At 67.8% G+C, this 18,614-nt stretch carries 10 protein-coding genes and 2 pseudogenes; 7 read left to right on the top strand and 5 right to left on the bottom strand.

Annotated elements, in window-relative coordinates; all coding sequences use genetic code 11:
* Window positions 1–15: 15 nt before the first annotated feature.
* Window positions 16–1,110: an LLM class flavin-dependent oxidoreductase gene (locus tag WS95_RS03710; protein ID WP_059783459.1), complete on the bottom strand. Its 1,095-nt coding sequence runs from the start codon at window positions 1,108–1,110 to the stop codon at window positions 16–18.
* Between the two features lie 52 nt (window positions 1,111–1,162).
* Window positions 1,163–2,131: an ABC transporter substrate-binding protein gene (locus WS95_RS03705; RefSeq protein ID WP_059783458.1), complete on the bottom strand. Its 969-nt coding sequence runs from the start codon at window positions 2,129–2,131 to the stop codon at window positions 1,163–1,165.
* Window positions 2,132–2,425: 294 nt separating this feature from the next.
* Here WS95_RS03705 and WS95_RS03700 point away from each other — a divergent pair, with 294 nt between their 5' ends.
* The 3 genes and pseudogenes from WS95_RS03700 to WS95_RS03690 all read left to right on the top strand — a co-directional run bounded on the left by WS95_RS03700 (window position 2,426) and on the right by WS95_RS03690 (window position 5,670).
* A complete protein-coding gene (locus WS95_RS03700) occupies window positions 2,426–3,343 on the top strand; it encodes an alpha/beta hydrolase family protein (RefSeq protein ID WP_034204784.1) in 918 nt (305 codons plus the stop codon).
* The gene (locus WS95_RS03695) at window positions 3,340–3,771 is read left to right on the top strand and encodes a MarR family winged helix-turn-helix transcriptional regulator (protein ID WP_059783454.1); all 432 of its coding nucleotides are present in this window, start codon (window positions 3,340–3,342) and stop codon (window positions 3,769–3,771) included. The genes WS95_RS03700 and WS95_RS03695 overlap by 4 nt, the downstream gene beginning before the upstream one ends.
* A 453-nt stretch (window positions 3,772–4,224) precedes the next feature.
* Window positions 4,225–5,670, top strand: a pseudogene (locus tag WS95_RS03690) (sialidase family protein).
* Between the two features lie 60 nt (window positions 5,671–5,730).
* On the opposite strand, the pseudogene WS95_RS35555 reads toward WS95_RS03690, so the two are convergent.
* Window positions 5,731–5,990, bottom strand: a pseudogene (locus WS95_RS35555) (hypothetical protein); the annotation flags it as partial.
* 329 nt (window positions 5,991–6,319) lie between these two features.
* Here WS95_RS35555 and WS95_RS03680 point away from each other — a divergent pair.
* From WS95_RS03680 to otsA, 3 genes are all read left to right on the top strand, one after another.
* Window positions 6,320–8,404, top strand: coding sequence for a TonB-dependent receptor (locus WS95_RS03680; protein ID WP_059822359.1), 2,085 nt, complete (start codon window positions 6,320–6,322; stop codon window positions 8,402–8,404).
* A 463-nt stretch (window positions 8,405–8,867) separates the two neighbouring features.
* A complete protein-coding gene (locus WS95_RS03675; protein WP_082746842.1) occupies window positions 8,868–10,487 on the top strand; it encodes a methyl-accepting chemotaxis protein in 1,620 nt (539 codons plus the stop codon).
* A gap of 355 nt (window positions 10,488–10,842) precedes the next feature.
* Complete coding sequence (gene otsA, locus WS95_RS03670; protein WP_034204779.1) at window positions 10,843–12,249, top strand: alpha,alpha-trehalose-phosphate synthase (UDP-forming); 1,407 nt, start codon at window positions 10,843–10,845, stop codon at window positions 12,247–12,249.
* Between the two features lie 141 nt (window positions 12,250–12,390).
* Here the strand turns inward: otsA and ftsH are convergent, their stop codons facing one another.
* On the bottom strand, window positions 12,391–14,367 hold the full coding sequence (gene ftsH / locus WS95_RS03665) for an ATP-dependent zinc metalloprotease FtsH (RefSeq protein ID WP_059822356.1): 1,977 nt from the start codon (window positions 14,365–14,367) through the stop codon (window positions 12,391–12,393).
* A gap of 464 nt (window positions 14,368–14,831) precedes the next feature.
* On the opposite strand from ftsH, the gene WS95_RS03660 reads away from it, so the two are divergent.
* Window positions 14,832–16,496, top strand: coding sequence for an acid phosphatase (locus tag WS95_RS03660; RefSeq protein WP_059822354.1), 1,665 nt, complete (start codon window positions 14,832–14,834; stop codon window positions 16,494–16,496).
* Between the two features lie 139 nt (window positions 16,497–16,635).
* On the opposite strand, the gene WS95_RS03655 is transcribed toward WS95_RS03660, so the two are convergent.
* Window positions 16,636–18,501 carry a phosphoenolpyruvate carboxykinase (GTP) gene (locus WS95_RS03655; protein ID WP_059822352.1) on the bottom strand — a complete coding sequence of 622 codons (1,866 nt, stop codon included), beginning with the start codon at window positions 18,499–18,501 and terminating at the stop codon, window positions 16,636–16,638.
* Window positions 18,502–18,614 lie beyond the last annotated feature (113 nt).

The raw sequence follows: 18,614 nt of genomic DNA, 5'->3' as shown, positions 1-18,614 counted from the left end.
GGCGCGCAGGCTCGTCTACGCCGGCACCGCCGCCCGATATCGGTCGAGTTCCGCGACATGCGCATGAATCGCCGGGATCAGGTCGCGCCCGTAGGCCAGCGCATCGTCGAGCGGATCGAAACCGCGAATCAGGAACGTCGATACGCCGAGCCGGTAATACGCGCCCAGCGCCCGCGCGACCTGCTCGGGCGTGCCGACCAGCGCGGTCGAGTTCCAGCGCGCGCCGGTCAGGTTCGCGACGCCCATCCACAGTCGCTCGTCGAGCACGTCGCCCTGTGCGGCGGCCGCCATCAGCCGCTGCGAGCCGGCATTCTGCGGCGCATGGCCGGCGATCGGCTGGCCGTTCGCGAGCCGCGCCGCGCGCACGCGCGCGCGAATCGCCTCGGCCTTCTCCCACGCGGCCGCCTCGGTATCGGCGACGATCGGCCGGAACGACACGCTGATGCGCGGCGCCCGCCCGAACGGCGCGGCCGCGGCCCGCACGCGGGCGATCTGCTCGCGCACCGCGTCGAGCGGTTCGCCCCACGTCATGTAGACATCCGCGTGTTCGCCCGCGACCGCGAGCGCGGCCGGCGACGAGCCGCCGAAATAGATCGGCACATGCGGCCGCTGCGCGCCCTTCACGACCGGCGACGCGCCGCGCAGCCGATAAAACGCGCCGTCGTGGTCTACCGGCGCATCGGCCAGCCAGATCCGTTTCAGCACGTCGAGATATTCGCCGGTGCGGCGGTAGCGCGCATCGTGCGGCACGAAATCGCCGTCGCGCTGCAGGTCCGCATCGTCGCCGCCGGACACCACGTTCAGCGCCAGCCTTCCGCCGCTGAACACGTCGAGCGTCGATATCTGCCGCGCGGCGGCCGACGGCACGATCACGCCCGGCCGGTGCGCGAGCAGCAGGCGGATGCGTTCGGTCGCGGCGGCCGCGAACGACGCGACGATGAAACCGTCCGCCGCGTTGCTGAAATGGCCGACCAGAATCTGGTCGAAGCCGGCGGCCTCGTGCGCCTGCGCGAAGCGGCGCACGTAGTCGGGCTGCACAGCGGCGCCGCCCGGTACGTCGACCTCCGCGCCGGGTGTCGCGGTGATCATGCCGATGATGTCGACTGGCATGTCGGAATGTCCTCGGGTATGTCGATCGGAAATCGTGACGATCGCCGCACGGTCATTGCGCGGCGGCCGTCTTCTGCGCGGGCACGGCGAACGCGCCCGCATACGAGCGGTCGAGCAGCTTCGACGTGTCGTACGCGGCGGGAATCACGCCGGCCTTGTGCAGGAAGTCGGCCGTGTTCTGCGCATCTTTGGCGGCCGTCTCGTCGACGGGGCCGACGCGCTGCTTCGCGTTGTTGAGCCAGCGATACGCGACGTCGGGCTCGAGCTTCGCGCGCTTCGCCCACAGGTCCGCATACTCGCGCGGATGGCTGTCGACCCACTGGCGCGCGGCCACCACGCGCCGCAGGAAATCGGTGATCTCGGCGCGCTTGCCCGAGGCGGCCTGCTCGTTCGCGGCGACGAAGCTCAGCGCCGGCATCAGCCCCTGTGCGGTCGTCACGGGCCGCGCGCCCTGCCGCAACGCAAGCGTGCTGACGAACGGCTCCCACAGCGACACCGCATCGACCGAACCGTTCGCGAGCGCATTGGTCGCATCGATCGGCATCAGGTATGCGTACTTCACCGAATCGGCGCGCAGGCCCGCGTGTTCGAGCGCGCGCAGCACGAGCTGCTGGCTCCAGGCGCCGCGCCATACCGCGATGGTCTTGCCCTGCAGGTCGGCCACGGTGCGCACCGGCGAATGCTTCGGCACGAGGATCGCGACGCCGTCGAGACTCTGCCGCGACACCGCGACGACCTTGACCGGCGCGCCGCGCGCGGCCAGCGTGAGCAGCGCGGAATCGCCGAGGAAGCCGATGTCGATCGCGTTGCCGTTCAGGCTTTCGGCGACCGGCGCGGCGGCCTGAAAGTGCTTCCATTCGATCGCGTAAGGCAGGTCCTTCAGCACGCCGGACGCCTCCATCGATGCCTGGATGTTGAAGTAGTTCTGTTCACCGACGCGCAGCGTGACGGTGTCCTTGGCGATGCCCGGCTGCGCGGCAAGCGCCAGCATGAGCGCCGTGACGATTCGGCTCAGCAACATGATCTCCCGGAAGGTTGGCGGACGGCCGCGCGACGGCGCGCCCTCTTTCCGCCTGCGCGACGGCCGGCGGAACGGATGGAACCGGTGAAGATACGTCGATCCACTTCATGACACAAACGCAATATTCTTCTATGCAAAGATGCAAATATTTTATGAATAACGTGCGCTTGCCCGACGCGCGCCGCCGACCGCCGGACCACGGAGTTCGAATGATTCCTCGATAAATATTTCGTGCACGAAATAAATTGCGGACTATATTTCGCATACGAAATAACTGCCCGAGCGAGGACGGCCATGACCTCCCAACCCATCGAATTTTCCGCCGCCGACGGCTATGTCCTGCACGGCACGCTGTGGTCGCCGGCCGCGACGCCGCGCGCGCTGGTCCTGATCCATCCCGCCACGGCCGTGCCCGAGCGGCTGTATGCGGGCTTCGCGCGCTTTCTGACCGAACGCGGTTTCGCGGCGCTGACCTACGACTATCGCGGCATCGGCGCCTCGCGGCCCGCGCGTCTGCGCACGCTGCGGGCCCGCATGCGCGACTGGATGGAGCTCGACGTGGGCGCCGCGACCGCGTGGGCCCGGCACACGTACGAAGGGCTGCCGCTGCTCGCGGTCGGCCATAGCGTCGGCGGCCACGCGATCGGGCTGTCCGGCGCGACGACGCATCTGCGCGCCGCCGTGCTGGTCGCCGCGCATGCGGGCAGCACGCGGCTGATCGCGCAGGCGGCCGAACGCCTGAAGGTGCGGCTGATCCTGCGCGTACTCGGCCCGCTGATGTCCGCGCTGCTCGGCTACGTGCCCGGCAAGCGGCTCGGGCTCGGCGAGGATTTGCCGGCCGGCGTGTTCCGCGAATGGAGCCGCTGGACGACGCTGCCGCACTACTTCTTCGACGACCCGACGCTCGGCGCGGCCGAGCGCTTCTCGAAGCAGCAGTTGCCGATCCTCGCGCTCGGCTTCGACGACGATCCGTGGGCGAACCCGGCCGCGATCGGCCTGCTGGTAAGCTATCTGACCCGCGCGAAGGTCGAACGCCGCCAGATCGATCCGCGCGCGGCAGGCATCGGCCCGGTCGGGCACATGGGCTTCTTTCGCAGCCGGCCCGGCGCCGTGCTGTGGCCCGACGTCGCCGATTGGCTCGCGCAGGCGCTCGACACGCGTCGCGCCGCGGGCCGCCCCACCCTTACCATCGCAGCCGGGAACCCAGCTTGAGCGAAGACCGACGACTGTTTTTCATGTTGAACATCGGCCAGCGGCGCGTGCAGCGCTGGATCGATCGCAAGGCCGAAACCGAGACGCGCGCGAGCGCCGCGCAGGCCGGCGTGCTGTTCTGCCTCGCGAAGCAGGACGGCGCGCTGATCGGCGAAGTCGGCGCCGCCTTGCAGCTCGCGCCGTCCGCGATGACGGGGCTCGCCGACCGGATGGCGAAAGCCGGCCTCGTTACGCGTCATGCCGATTCGGACGACGGCCGCGCGACGCGGCTGTACCTGACCGACGAAGGCCACGCGGCGCTCAAGCGCGCGCGCGTGCTGCTGCGCGAACTCAACGGCAAGCTGTGCGACGGGTTTTCCGACGACGAACTCGATGTCGTCGCGCGCTGGCTGCACGCGTTGCAGGAGCGGTTTCCGGCCGAGCGCTGAGCAGCGCATCGCGCGCTCGCAACCGGCTCTCACAGGCCTCAATCGCAAGCGATTGCGATTCGCGTTTTCGATTCGATTTTCATGCCGGCGCAGCGGCAAATCTTGCGTGCCCGCGCCGGCTTCCGGCAACGCTTTCCGGCTACGCTCTGTTACAAAAAACCGCCTGTCGCGCGTCATTCGAATCGCCTACATTGCAATCCACTTCGACGCATTCGTCGCATGCCCTGACCGGTTTTCCCGTCGGGTCGACATCGCAGGCACACCGACAAGCAATGAAAATGAAAAGGAGTCTTAACCGAAGCGCTGGCGGCATCCAGCGCACGCGGATGGCGATGACCGAAGCGGCATGCTGAACGACGCGTAGCGACGTGCGCGGCATGATCGGCCGCGCCCCGGCTCGCGTCGTCTCGTCGTGCCCCGCCATCGCATCCGCACCTCACCGAGGAGTCGTCCATGCGACGCATGATCGTGTCCCATCCGCTTGTCACCCGCCTGTCCGCCGCGATGGCGCTGGCCGCCGCTGCCGCGGCACACGCCGAGCCGACCGTCGTGTCCGGCCCGAGCCCGTTCGCCGCGTGCACCATCGGCGGCCCGGGCGTCAATTACGTGAATGCAGAAGTCGAACCGTGGCTCGCGGTCAACCCCGCGAACCCGAACAACATGATCGGCGTGTGGCAGCAGGACCGCTGGTCGAACGGCGGCGCCCACGGGCTCGTCGCCGGCTACTCGTTCGATGCCGGCGCAACCTGGGCGCGCACGCCGCAGCCGTTCAGCGCCTGCGCGCCGGGCGGACTCAAGTACGAGCGCGCATCCGATCCATGGGTATCGTTCGGGCCGGACGGCACCGCGTATTCGGTGTCGATCTCGTTCAATCAGTCGAACAACGGCAACGCGGTCGCCGCGTCGGTCTCGACCGACGGCGGACAGACGTGGAGCAGCCCGGCCGTGCTGATCGCAAACGACGAACCGACGACGCAATTCTTCAACGACAAGGAATCGGTGACCGCCAACCCGGTGAAGGCCGGCACCGCGTACGCGGTATGGGACCGCCTCGAACTGCCGAACGGCAACCCGTACGCGAACCTGCACACGCAGGCGTTCCGCGGGCCGACGCTGTTCTCGAAGACGACCGACGGCGGCAAGACGTGGAGCGCCGCGAAGGTCATCGTCGACGTTCCTTCGCGTCAGCAGACGATCGGCAACCAGATCGTCGTCGATCCGAAGAGCGGCACGCTCTACGATTTCTTCGACCTGATCCAGCCGCCGTTCAGCAAGGCGGCCGGCAAGGTCGCGTTCATCAAGTCGACCGACGACGGCGCGACGTGGACCAAACCGCAGGTGATCGCGGGACTGCAGACGGTCGGCGTCACGGATCCGAACACCGGCGAACCCGTGCGCACCGGCGACATCATTCCGGAGCCGGCGATCGACCCGGCCTCGGGGCAACTCTACGTCGTGTGGCAGGACAGCCGCTTCAACGGCGGCACGTAAGACGAGATCGCGATATCTTCGTCGAAGAATGGCGGCGCGACATGGAGCGCGCCGCTACAGGTGAACACGCCGACCGGGCGCCCCGCGTTCAATCCGTCGGTGCGCGTCGACAACACGGGCGCGGTGATGGTCACGTACTACGACTTCCGCGACCTGCAGGCCGGCAACACGACGACGCTGCCGACCGGCTTCTGGCGCAAGATCTCGCACGACGGCGGCGCCACGTTCGCCGACGAGCGGCGCGTCGGCGGCCCGTTCGACATGAAGCTCGCGCCCAACGCCGAAGGGTTCTTCATCGGCGACTACCAGGGGCTCGACGTCCTCCCGTCGTCGTCGTTCCATCCGTTCTTCGTCCAGACCAACGCGGGCAACCTGACGAACCGCACCGACGTGTTCTTCGCGCCGTGACGCGACGATGACCGTCACGGCGCCGCACGACGCATACGTCGCGCGGCGCCGTGCGCATGTTCAGGACGCCGATGCAGGCGGTCGGCACGATGCGTTCGTCGACCGCCCTTCCCTCGGCTTCGCCAATACGTCGTCGATGTTGGCGAGTCGATCGCGCCGGATACGGGCGCGCACCGAGCCGTCCGCCGCGCAATCGGGCGACGCCCGCAGATCGCGTCGCGTGCCGACGGTCGACCCGTGCACGGCGTTGCCGTTCGGCTCGGGCGAGAAGATCGGCAACGGGACATCGACGGCGGCAGGCCGTCGAGCGCCACCGCACCGCGCATCGATCGACGCGGCTTCGCGGCGTCGCAGCGCTCGCCGGCGTTCGACGCGAACGCTCGAGCCGGCCGTCGCACGCCGCCCTGCTGCTGTCGCGCCCCTCGCCGATCCGACAGAAACCCGACGGGATCCTGCCGTTTGGCTTGGATTTTGACATGATATAACATATCATTTCGCGTGCTCGTCCGCCCGACGCCGTTCCGACCAGGCGGCCGTGCCTCGCCGAGCCATGTTCCAACGGGTCATTGCGCGTCGGTGACGCAACAATATATCGTATCCAGCGATGACCTGCATTGCTCGTTATCCGATCCCAACCGATTCACCGACCATGCGCGACCTCCCTCGCTTACCGCTTCGCCCGCTCTCGTCCTTGTCGCTGATCCTGTTTGCCGTCGTCGCCCATGCGCAGACCGACGCGCCCGCCGCGTCCGGCACGCCATCCGCCGAACCCGCGCCGCTCGCGCCGATCTTCGTGACCGCGAACCCGCTCGGCGACACCGAACTGATCGCCCCGACCGTCCAGCTTTCCGGCGATGCGCTCACCCGCCGCCAGGCCGATTCGCTCGGCGAAACGCTCAACGGGCTGCCCGGCGTGTCGACCACCACCTACGGGCCGATGGTCGGCCGTCCGATCATCCGCGGGATGGACGGCGACCGGATCCGGCTGCTGCAGAACGGCGTCGCGGCGTATGACGCGTCGTCGCTGTCGTACGACCATGCGGTGCCGCAGGATCCGCTGTCGATCGAGCGCGTCGAAATCGTGCGCGGGCCGGCCGCGCTGCTGTACGGCGGCAACGCGGTGGGCGGCGTGGTCAACACGATCGACAACCGGATTCCGCGCGAAGCGATCGAGGGCGTGACCGGCGCGCTCGACGCGCGCTACGGCGGCGCGAATTCCGTGCGCGCGGGCGCCGCGCAGGTCGAAGGCGGCAACGGCCGCTTCGCGTTCCACGTCGATGCATTCGATCGCGAAACGAGCAAGCTGCGGATTCCCGGCTACGCGCGCAGCAGCCAGCAACGCGCGATCGACGGCCCCGACACGCCGCAACCGGAAGGCAACGTGCCGAACAGCGACGGCCGTGTGCACGGCGGTGCGGTCGGTGCGTCGTACACGTGGGCGGACGGTTTCGCGGGCCTGTCGTACAGCGGCTACGAATCGAACTACGGCTCCGTCGCGGAAAGCGACGTACGGCTGCGGATGCGCCAGGAACGCCTTGCGCTCGCGTCCGAGGTGCGCAACCTGAGCGGGCCGTTCACGACGCTGAAATTCGACTTCGCGTACACCGACTACCGCCACAAGGAAGTCAACAACGGCGAGACGGCAACCACCTTCCGCAACCGCGGCTACGAGGCGCGCATCGAGGCGCGCCATCGCAAGATCGGCCCGTTCGAAGGCGCGATCGGCGTGCAGTTCGGCCAGAACACTTTTTCCGCGCTCGGCGACGAATTGCTCGTGCCGTCCACGCGCACCAACAGCGTCGCGCTGTTCGGTCTGGAGGAATGGCAGGTCGTCCCGGCGTTGAAGCTGAGCCTCGGCGGCCGCATCGAGCACGTGAAGGTCGATCCCGATCCGGCCGGCGTCGAGAAATTCGCGCTCGCGCAGCCGCGCGACTTCAATGCCGGCAGCCTGTCGGCCGGCGCGCTGTTCTCGCTGACGCCGGTATGGTCGGTCGCCGCGAACGTCGCCTACACCGAACGCGCGCCGACCTTCTACGAGCTGTATTCGAACGGCCCGCACGATGCGACCGGCCAGTTCCTGATCGGCAACCCGAACGCGTCGAAGGAAAAAGCCGTGTCGACCGACCTGTCGCTGCGCTATGCGAGCGGGCCGAACCGCGGCAGCGTCGGCGTGTTCTACAACCGCTTCTCGAACTACCTGACCGAGTACAACACCGGCCGCGTGGTGGACGGCGACGACCAGCCCGTCGCGCCCGGCACCGACGGCGCGCTCAACGAGGCGATCTATCGCGGCGTGCGCGCCGAGTTCTACGGCATCGAGCTGGACGGCAAGTGGCGTGCATTCGCGCGGCGCGGCCATACGGTCGATCTCGAACTGACGGCCGACTACACGCACGCGCGCAACGTCGACACGGGCCAGCCGCTGCCGCGTATCGCGCCGCTGCGTGCGACGCTGGCGGTCGACTACGGTTACGGCCCGTTCGGGGCGCGTGCGCAGGTCACGCACGCGTGGTCCCAGCATCGTGTACCCGACAACGACTTCTCGACGGACGGCTACACGTCGCTCGGCGTGATGCTGACCTACAAGTTCCGCGTCGGCGCGACGAACTGGCTCGCGTACCTGCGCGGCGACAACCTGACGAACCAGGAGATCCGCTACGCGACGTCGGTCGTACGCGGCTTCGCACCGGAAGGCGGCCGCAGCGTGATGGCCGGATTGCGCACCACGTTCTGACCCTCGTACGGCTCGCGGCGCCCGCCGCGGGCCTCGCGGGTCTTTTACCGGCGCGAGCCCGAACCGCCCGCGCCGCTCCGCTTATTCGTCATTCCCTTGCGCCGATTACGCCGCTCGCATCGAACCCGCGCATCGCAACGAAATTCCCTCATTCATCGGCAAATCAGAAAGAAATCATCAGACAAATATTATAAAAAAGATGTTTTTTGTTTCGCCAGTAAAACCGCATTCAAATCCCGTACATAACGAATCGAATAAGTCGCAATCCCGCGAACCATTTGATCAAGACCAAGAACGCCCGCTTGACAAGGCCGACGGTGTTTGAAAAACGAATGTAAGGGTTTTCGAAGGGTAAAGAATCATTCCAAATTCCCGTTAAAGCCGGCACCAACCTGTATCTGGTCGAACGATAAATTCCATTTACCACCACACGCACAGGGGCCGAAACGTGAAAATCGTCAGAATGAGCATCAAAACGAAACTCCTCGGCGGCTTCGGCCTGCTGGCCGCGGTCGTCGTGACCGTATCGGGCATGGCGCTCAAGGCACTGTCCGATACGAACACCGAGTTTTCACGCTACATGAACGGCATCAACGCGCGGGCCAGCCTGGCCGCACACATCCGCACCGCGGTCGACCGGCGCGCGATCGCCGCGCGCAATCTCGTGCTCGCCACCCGGCCGGCCGACATCGAGGCCGAACTCGCCGAGGTGAACCACGCGCACAAGGACGTGCAGGACCATCTCGCGAAGCTCGACGACCTCATGGCGAAGGCGACCGACACGTCCGATCGTGCACGCGAACTGGTGGCCGAGATCGTGCGCATCGAAACCCGCTACGGGCCCGTTGCACTGCGCATCGTCGGACTCGCGCAGGCCGGCAGGAAGGACGACGCGATCGCCGACATCGACGACAATTGCCGCCCGCTGCTCGCGCAGCTGGTGCGTGCGACTGACGCCTACGCGACCTATACGCATGAACGCGAAATCGGGATCGCGCAGGCATTCGCGGATCGCTACACGGTGGAGCGCAACCTGCTGGCCGGCATCTGCCTGATCGCCATCGCGATCGCGGCCGGCGGCGGCCTGTGGCTCACGCGCAAGATCACGGCGCCGATCGGCTCGGCCGTGGACGTCGCGCGCACGGTGGCGAACGGCGATCTCGGCAGCCGCATCGAGGTGCGCGGCAACGACGAAACGCGCGACTTGCTCGACGCGCTGCGGACGATGAACGAGCGGCTGATCGGCATCGTCGGCCGCGTGCGCGACTCGTCGAACAGCATCGCGCACGCGGTGAGCGAGATCGCATCGGGCAACCTCGACCTGAGCCAGCGCACCGAGGAACAGGCCGCGTCGCTGCAGGAAACCGCGGCGACGATGGAGGAATTCACGTCCACGGTGCGCCTGAACGCGGAAAACGCGCAGCAGGCGAGCACGCTCGCCGCGAATGCATCGGACGTCGCGCAACGCGGCAGCTCGGTGGTCGGCCGCGTGGTCGACACGATGACGGAGATCGGCCACAGCTCGTCGAAGATCGCCGACATCACCGGCATCATCGAAGGCATCGCGTTCCAGACCAACATCCTCGCGCTCAACGCGGCGGTCGAAGCGGCCCGCGCGGGCGAACAGGGTCGCGGCTTCGCGGTTGTCGCGAGCGAAGTGCGCAGTCTCGCGCAGCGTTCGTCGACGGCGGCGAAGGAAATCAAGGAACTGATCTCCGCGTCGGTGCAGACGATCCGCGACGGCTCCGCGCTCGCGGGCGAAGCCGGCAAGACGATGTCCGACGTCACGCAGGCCGTGGCGCGCGTGACGGACATCATGGGCGAGATCGCGGCCGCGTCGGCCGAGCAGAGCCGCGGCATCGACCAGGTGAACCTGACGATCACGCAGATGGACCAGACGACGCAACAGAACGCGGCGCTCGTCGAGCAGGCGGCGGCCGCATCGAAGTCGCTCGAGGCGCAGGGCCGCGAGTTGTCCGAAACGGTCGCCGCGTTCCGGATGCCGGCCGGCGCGCATGCGGTATCACCCGGCACGCATGCACAGGAAACCGACACGCGCCGCTGGCAACCGGCTGCCGCGTAACGGCATGCGCGTCGTCATCGGCACCATGACGCCCCACTCGTCGCATGGCCTTGCACCCACTGCGTCGCGGCCCGGCGCAAGTTTCGGTCCCGCTCGGGCAGCGCCGGTTGCAGGACAGGCGCCATCGCTACCGCGCGACCTGTTCGCCCGAGCCGTTCGTCGACACGGACTTTTAAAACGCACGAATGACGAGTATCCTAAAAAAGCACTTTTCGACCGGACGGCGAATCGCGTGCCCTGACTCCCGTCCGATCGCCATGCGGCCCCGTCGTATCGCGCACCGCGCGCCGACGGCGGCGTCTGTCTCTCGCGCCCTGGCCGCACGAACCTTCCCCAACAATCGTCAGGAGAGCTGGTGAGCCGACTCGTCGTCGTATCCAATCGCATCGCAGATCCCCGTAAAGCCGCGGCCGGCGGCCTCGCCGTAGCCGTGAAGGACAGCCTGCAGGAAACCGGCGGCGTCTGGTTCGGCTGGAGCGGCAGGCTACGCGGCGGCGACGAGCAGAGCGCGCATGGCGACGACGTGCAGGTCCAGAACGTCGGCGGCATCCAGCTCGCGACGGTCGATCTCGATCCGCAGGATTACGACGCTTACTATCTCGGTTACTCGAACAACGTGCTGTGGCCGGTGTTTCACTACCGGCTCGATCTCGCGCAGTTCGACCGGCGCTTCGCCGACGGCTACCGACGCGTGAACCAGCTGTTCGCGCGCAAGCTGCGCACGCTGCTGCGGCCCGACGACACCATCTGGGTCCACGACTATCAACTGATTCCGCTCGCGGCCGAGCTGCGCGCGATGGGCTGCACGAATCCGATCGGCTTCTTCCTGCACATCCCGATGCCGCCGCCGCCGATCATGGCCGCGATTCCCGAACACGAATGGCTGATGCGCGCGCTGTTCGCGTACGACCTCGTCGGCTTCCAGACCGAATCGGATCTGCTCCACTTCGAGCACTACGTCGAAGCGGAAGCCGGTGCGGCGCGGCTGCCGGACGGCCGACTGCGCGCGTTCGGCCGCACGCTGTCGGCCGGCGCGTTTCCGATCGGCATCAACGTCGACGAATTCGAGTCGCTCGCGCGCGATCGTGACGGCCTCGCCATGTTCGAACGAATGCGCGACGAATATTCGCGCCGCCAGTTGCTGGTCGGGGTCGACCGGCTCGATTACACGAAAGGGCTGCCGCAGCGCGTGCATGCGTTCCGCGAGTTGCTCGAACAGTATCCGGAGAACCGCGACCGTGCGACGCTGATCCAGATCGCCGCGCCGAGCCGCGAGGATCTCGGCGCCTACGACGACCTGCGGCGCGAGATGGACAGCCTGTGCGGCGCGATCAACGGCGACTACGGCGAGCTCGAATGGATGCCGATGCGCTACATTCACCGCACCGTCGCGCGCAAGCGCCTGCCGGGCCTCTATCGCGCGAGCCGGGTCGCGCTCGTCACGCCGCTGCGCGACGGGATGAACCTCGTCGCGAAAGAGTTCCTCGCCGCGCAGGACGCGGCCGACCCGGGCGTGCTCGTGCTGTCGCGTTTCGCGGGCGCGGCCGAACAACTGAAATCTGCGCTGCTCGTCAATCCGTACGACACGCAAGGCACCGCGCAGGCGATCCAGCGCGCGCTCACGATGCCGCTCGAAGAGCGCCGCCAGCGTCACGCGGCGCTGATGGCGATCGTGCGCAAGACCGACGTGCACTGGTGGCGCACGCGCTTTCTCGACGCGCTCGCCGAAGCGGCCGAAGTCGCGGCCGCGACCGAATCCTGACGCGCCGACGCGCGCTCACGCGCTGCCCGCTTCGTCGTGCATGCGAGCACGACGCCGTTCGATCGATACGGGCGCGCCGCTCGTGGCGATTCCGTGGCGAAAAAACAGGAATGTCGACGCGCGCCGGCCCGCGCAACGGCTTCAGCGATCGGATTCGTGCGGCCGTCCGTACGCGACGAAATCGCGCTCGACGGTGGAGGCGTGCTCCGTGTCGATCGCGCCGCCGCGCGCATTCGTTTCGTCGCCGGGTAACCCCTCCGTCGCCGACGACGGTTCGATGCGTCCGTCGATCAGCGCCTGCAGCGCGTCGCGTTCGAGCACCTCGCATTGCAGCAGCCGTCGCGCGATGCGTTCGAGCGCGTCGCGTCGTTCGCCGAGCGTCGTCGCGACGCGCGCATGCGCATCGGTCAGCAGCGTGCGCACTTCTTCGTCGATCATGCGCGCGGTGTGCTCGCTGCAGCGGCCGCCGTCCGCATGCCACATGCCGGGCATGCCCGAGCGCGCGTCGCCGTCGTCGAACGTCGCGAGCCCGATCTTCTCGCTCATCCCGTACTGCATGACCATGTGGCGCGCCATCGCGGTCGCGCGTTCGAGGTCGTTCTGCGCACCGGTCGAGACATCGCCGAACACGAGCTCCTCCGCCACGCGCCCGCCGAGCAGCGCATCGATCCGGTCGAGCAGCTCGCTGCGGCGCAGGACGTAGCGATCCTCGGTCGGCACCTGCTGCGTGTAGCCGAGGGCGGCGACGCCGCGCGGAATGATCGACACCTTCTTCACCGGGTCGCAATGCGCGCGGCTTTCCGCGACGAGCGCATGGCCGGCTTCGTGATACGCGATCGTCAGTTTCTCCTGCTCGTTCATCACGCGGCTCTTGCGCTCGAGGCCCGTCAGCGCGCGGTCGATCGCCTCGTCGAAGTCGGCCATGCCGATCGCCGGCTTGCCGAGTTCGGCCGCATGCAGCGCGGCCTCGTTGACGACGTTCGCGAGATCGGCGCCGACGAAGCCCGGCGTGCGCGACGCAAGCTCGCCGAGATCGACGTCGGCCGCGAGCTTCACGCGCTTCACGTGCACGCCGAGGATCTGGCGGCGGCCGTTCACGTCGGGCCGGTCGATCGCGATGTGCCGGTCGAAACGGCCCGGCCGCAGCAGCGCGGGATCGAGAATCTCGGGCCGGTTCGTCGCGGCCATGATGATCACGCCGGAGCCGGCCTGGAAGCCGTCCATCTCGACCAGCAACTGGTTGAGCGTCTGTTCGCGCTCGTCGTTGCCCGACATCGGGCCCACGCCGCGCACCTTGCCGAGCGCATCGAGCTCGTCGACGAACACGATGCACGGCGCCTTCTGCTGCGCCTGCTCGAACAGGTCGCGCACGCGCGCGGCGCCCACGCCGACGAACATCTCGACGAACGCCGAGCCGCTGATCGAGAAGAACGGCACGGCCGCCTCGCCGGCCACCGCGCGTGCGAGCAGCGTCTTGCCCGTGCCCGGCGCGCCGACGACGAGCACGCCTTTCGGGATCTTGCCGCCGAGCCGCTGGTAGCGATCGGGATTGCGCAGAAACGCGACGAGCTGTTGCAGCTCGGCCTTCGCTTCGTCGATGCCCGCGATGTCGTCGAACGTGATGCCGGTTTCCTGCTGCACGTACACGCGTGCGCGGCTCTTGCCCATTCCGGTAAAGTCCTGCAGTCCGCCGCGCTTGTGCAGCATCATGTTCCACACGAACACGAGCAGCATGAGCGGCAGCAACCACGACGCGAGCGACGCGATCCAGCCGGTGTCGGGCGTGCCGTGATAGCGGATGCCGGCCGCGGTCAGCGTGTCGATCAGGTGTTCGTCGGTCACGCGGCTGGTCGTGAAGCGCCACGGCGCGCCGGCCTGCTGCACGACCGTCGCGTCGGACGCCGGCAGCATCGTGCCGGCCTGCGGCATCTTCAGCGCGCCCGAGATCGACGCAGGGCCGACCTCGAGATCGTCGACGAGTCGCGCGGCGACGAGCCGGTGGAAATCGCTGTACGCGATCGGCGTCGACGTCGGGTGCAGCATCAGCAACTGCGCGGCGAACAGCACGAAGAAGCCCGCCGCGATCAGCAATCCCGGGTAGTCGAATTTCCTGTCCATGGCATCGGGCCGGCCGTATCGGCTGCGCGGCGTGCGCTCACGCCGGCACGCGCGCGGAACCGGTACGCGGCCGCCATGCGAAAACGGCAAGCATCCGCGCCATCGTCGCCTCGCTGTCTCGCATCGTTCGCTGCATCGATGCCGCCTCGGCAACACCGTCAGCCGGCGTCGCGGGGCGATCCTCGCCCGGGCGGCACGCCGCGACGCGCCGCCCCTGATTCCAGTCTAGTTCGCGCACGGGCGTCGCGCACCGCTCGCCGCGCGCGCGTCGAATCGTCCGACGAACAGCTTTCATCTGCCCCCTTGGCGCGTTATAGTCGCGTTCGTGACATTTATGTGACAGTCGCATCGCGCCACCGCGTGCGATGCCGGCCATGGCATTCCGCCCTGCGTCGCGGCAGCCCGCGCGACGCAGGCGCGCATCGAACGACACCTGCCCACCGCCCATCCGAGGAGCCCACGACGTGAACGACACCCCCGATCGCCCCGACGACCTGCCCGTCGATCCCGACCGCCGCCGTGTGCTCGGCGGCCTCGCCGCGCTCGGTGCCGGTGTCGCCGTCGCCGGCTGCGAAACCACCGCGGACAACGCACCGCGTTCGGCCGCCGACCTGCGCATCGACGAAGCGTTGCGCCAGCGCGTGCGCCACATCGTCGTGATCTATGCAGAAAACCGCAGCTTCGCGAACCTGTACGGCGACTTCCCGGGCGTGCGCTATCCGCTCGGCGACGTGCGGCCGGAACAGGCACGACAGCTCGATCGCGACGGCAAGACGCCGCTGCCGGTGCTGCCGAAGATCTGGGGCGGCCTCGTGCCGCAGGCGCAGGAAGTGGACGGCAAGCGCTACGCGATCGCCGAGCGCGACATCGACAAGCTGCCGAACGCGCCGTTCCGGATTACCGACGCGCAGGGCAAGCCGCTGCCGAACGGCGTGATCACGCGCGACCTGTGGCATCGCTTCTACCAGAACCAGATGCAGATCGCGGGCGGCCGCAACGACCAGTTCGCCGCATGGGCCGATTCGGGCGGCCTCGTGATGGGCCACTACCGCAATTCGGCCGACACGCTGCGCCTGTGGAATCTCGCCCGGCAATACACGCTGTGCGACAACTTCTTCATGGCGGCCTTCGGCGGTTCGTGGATGAACCACATGTTCCTGATCTCCGCGCAGCCGCCGCTGTATCCGGACGCGCACAAGCATCCGCATGCGGCGAAACTGCTGTCGCAGGTCGAAGGCGACGACCCGACCGGCACGCGCCTGAAGCTCGCCGACGATTCGCCCGCGTCCGCGCTCGACGGCCCGCCGAAGTTCGCGGCCGACGGCCCGCTGACGCCGGACGGCTACGGCGTGAACACGATGGCGCCGCCGTACCAGCCGAGCTACGTGCCGCCGCCCGATCCGGGCAATGCCGCGTATGCGGATCCGTCCGACCATCGCGTGATGCCGCCGCAGGGCTACGCGACGATCGGCGACCGCCTGTCGGAAAAGAATATCGACTGGGCGTGGTACAGCGGCGCATGGCAGTACGCGCTCGAACATCGCGACACCGGCACCGTGCCCGACTTTCAGTACCACCACCAGCCGTTCAACTACTTCGCGAACTACGCGCCGGGCACCGAAGCCCGCCGCAAGCACCTGCGCGACGCGGGGCTCGGCGACGCGCCGTCGACCAACCACTTCATCGCCGACATCGACGCGGGCCGCCTGCCGGCCGTCGCGTTCTACAAGCCGCAGGGCAACCTGAACATGCATGCGGGCTATGCGGACATCGAATCGGGCGACCGTCACATCGCGACCGTGATCGACCATATCCGGCGCGGGCCGCAATGGGAAAACACCGTGATCGTGATGACGCACGACGAGAACGGCGGCTGGTGGGATCACGTCGCGCCGCCGGTCGGCGATCGCTGGGGTCCCGGCTCGCGGATCCCGGCGCTCGTGATCTCGCCGTTCGCGAAAAAGGGCTTCGTCGATCACACGCTGTACGACACGAACTCGATCCTGCGCTTCATCAGCCGCGTGCACGGCCTCGCGCCGCTCGACGGCGTGGTCCGGCGCAACAACGCGTTCGCCGCACGCGGCGCGACGCCGCCGGGCGATTTGACGAACGCGCTCGATCTCGGCTGATCGCCAGTCGATCATCGGAAACGCCGACGCCCCGGGCCACGCGATGAATGGCTCGGGGCGTCGTTCGTTTCGGCCTGGCGACGCCATGCGGCGCCGGGCAATGCGTCGCGCGCAACGTGCGCGACGCCGATCCCGCGCGTCAGCCGCCGAGACGCTGCTCGATCTTCTTCATCGTGTCGGTCATTTCAGCCGGCAAGCGCAGCTTCAACGTATCGAACAGCGCTGCGTGCAGCTTCAGTTCCTCACGCCATTCGTCCGCGTTCATCGACGTCACCGCCTCGAACTGATCGCGCGTGAAATCGAGGCCGTCCCAGTGCAGGTCTTCATACGCGGGCGACACGCCGAACGCATGCTCGCCGCCACCGCCGGTGCCTTCCAGACGATCGAGCATCCACTTCAGCACGCGCATGTTCTCGCCGAAGCCGGGCCACACGAACTTGCCGTTCGCATCCTTGCGGAACCAGTTCACGCAATAGATCTTCGGCGGCTTCGCGCCGGTGGCTTCGAGCCGCTTGCCGAGTTCGAGCCAGTGCGCGAAATAATCGCTGACGTTGTAGCCGCAGAACGGCAGCATCGCGAACGGATCGCGGCGCACGATGCCCTGCTTGCCGACGGCGGCCGCGGTCGTCTCGGAACCCATCGTCGCGGCCATGTACACGCCTTCGACCCAGTCGCGCGCCTCGGTCACGAGCGGCACCGTCGTCGAGCGGCGGCCACCGAAGATGAACGCGTCGATCGGCACGCCGGCCGGGTTTTCCCAGTCGTCGTCGATCGACGGGCACTGCGCGGCCGGCGCGGTGAAGCGCGAGTTCGGATGCGCGGCCTTGCGTCCGGTTTCCTTGGCCGTTTCGGGCGTCCACGGATTGCCCTGCCAGTCGGTCAGCTTCGCGGGCGGCGTGTCGGTCAGCCCCTCCCACCACACGTCGCCGTCTTCCGTCAGCGCGACGTTCGTGAAGATCACGTTTTCCTTCAACGTGGCGATCGCGTTCGGGTTGGTCTTCACGCCCGTGCCCGGCGCCACGCCGAAGAACCCGGCTTCCGGATTGATCGCGTACAGGCGGCCGTCGCGGCCGGGCTTCAACCACGCGATGTCGTCGCCGATCGTCGTGACCTTCCAGCCGTCGAAGCCCTGCGGCGGGATCAGCATCGCGAAGTTGGTCTTGCCGCACGCGGACGGGAACGCGGCCGCGACGTGATACTTCTTGCCGGCCGGCGACGTCACGCCGAGGATCAGCATGTGTTCGGCGAGCCAGCCCTGATCGCGACCCATCGTCGACGCGATGCGCAGTGCGAAGCACTTCTTGCCGAGCAGCGCATTGCCGCCGTAGCCCGAGCCGAAGCTCCAGATCTCGCGCGTTTCCGGGAAGTGCACGATGTACTTGACCGGATTGCACGGCCACGGCACGTCCTGCTGGCCAGCCTCGAGCGGATGGCCCACGCTGTGCACGCAGGGCACGAATTCGCCGTCCTCGCCGAGGACGTCGTACACGTCGCGCCCCATGCGCGTCATGATCCGCATGTTCACCGCGACATACGGGCTGTCGGACAGCTCGACGCCGACGTGCGCGATCGGCGAGCCGAGCGGCCCCATCGAAAACGGCACGACGTACAGCGTGCGACCGCGCATCGAACCGCGGAACAGCCCGTTGAGCGTCTCGCGCATTTCGGCCGGATCGATCCAGTTGTTGGTCGGGCCGACGTCGTCGCGCGACGCCGCGCAGATGAACGTGCGATCCTCGACGCGCGCGACGTCCGACGGATCGGATTGCGCGAGATACGAGTTCGGACGCTTCGCCGGGTTCAGGCGCTTGAGCGTGCCCTGGTCGACCATCGCCTGGCACAGCGCGTCGTATTCTTCCTGCGAACCGTCACACCATACGATGCGCTCGGGCTCCGTGAGCGCCGCAATGCGCGCTACCCAGTCGATCAGCTTGCGATGTTTGACGAAAGCCGGCGGAGCGATCGACGGGCCGTGCGTCGCTTCGGCCAAAGTGTTTTGCGACATGGGGATGTCTCCAGATTATTGGGCGGGGATGGGGGATGCGGGCGAGCCCGCGAGATGGGGAATGCGTGCGGAGCGCAGCAAGATGCGGCACGTGGAACGCGACGCGCGAGCGG

Source organism: Burkholderia sp. MSMB1826, from assembly GCF_001526325.1.
Classification (GTDB): Bacteria; Pseudomonadota; Gammaproteobacteria; order Burkholderiales; family Burkholderiaceae; genus Burkholderia.
The sequence above is the reverse complement of the archived record's forward strand: the minus strand, read 5'-3'. Positions and strand labels throughout refer to the sequence as shown.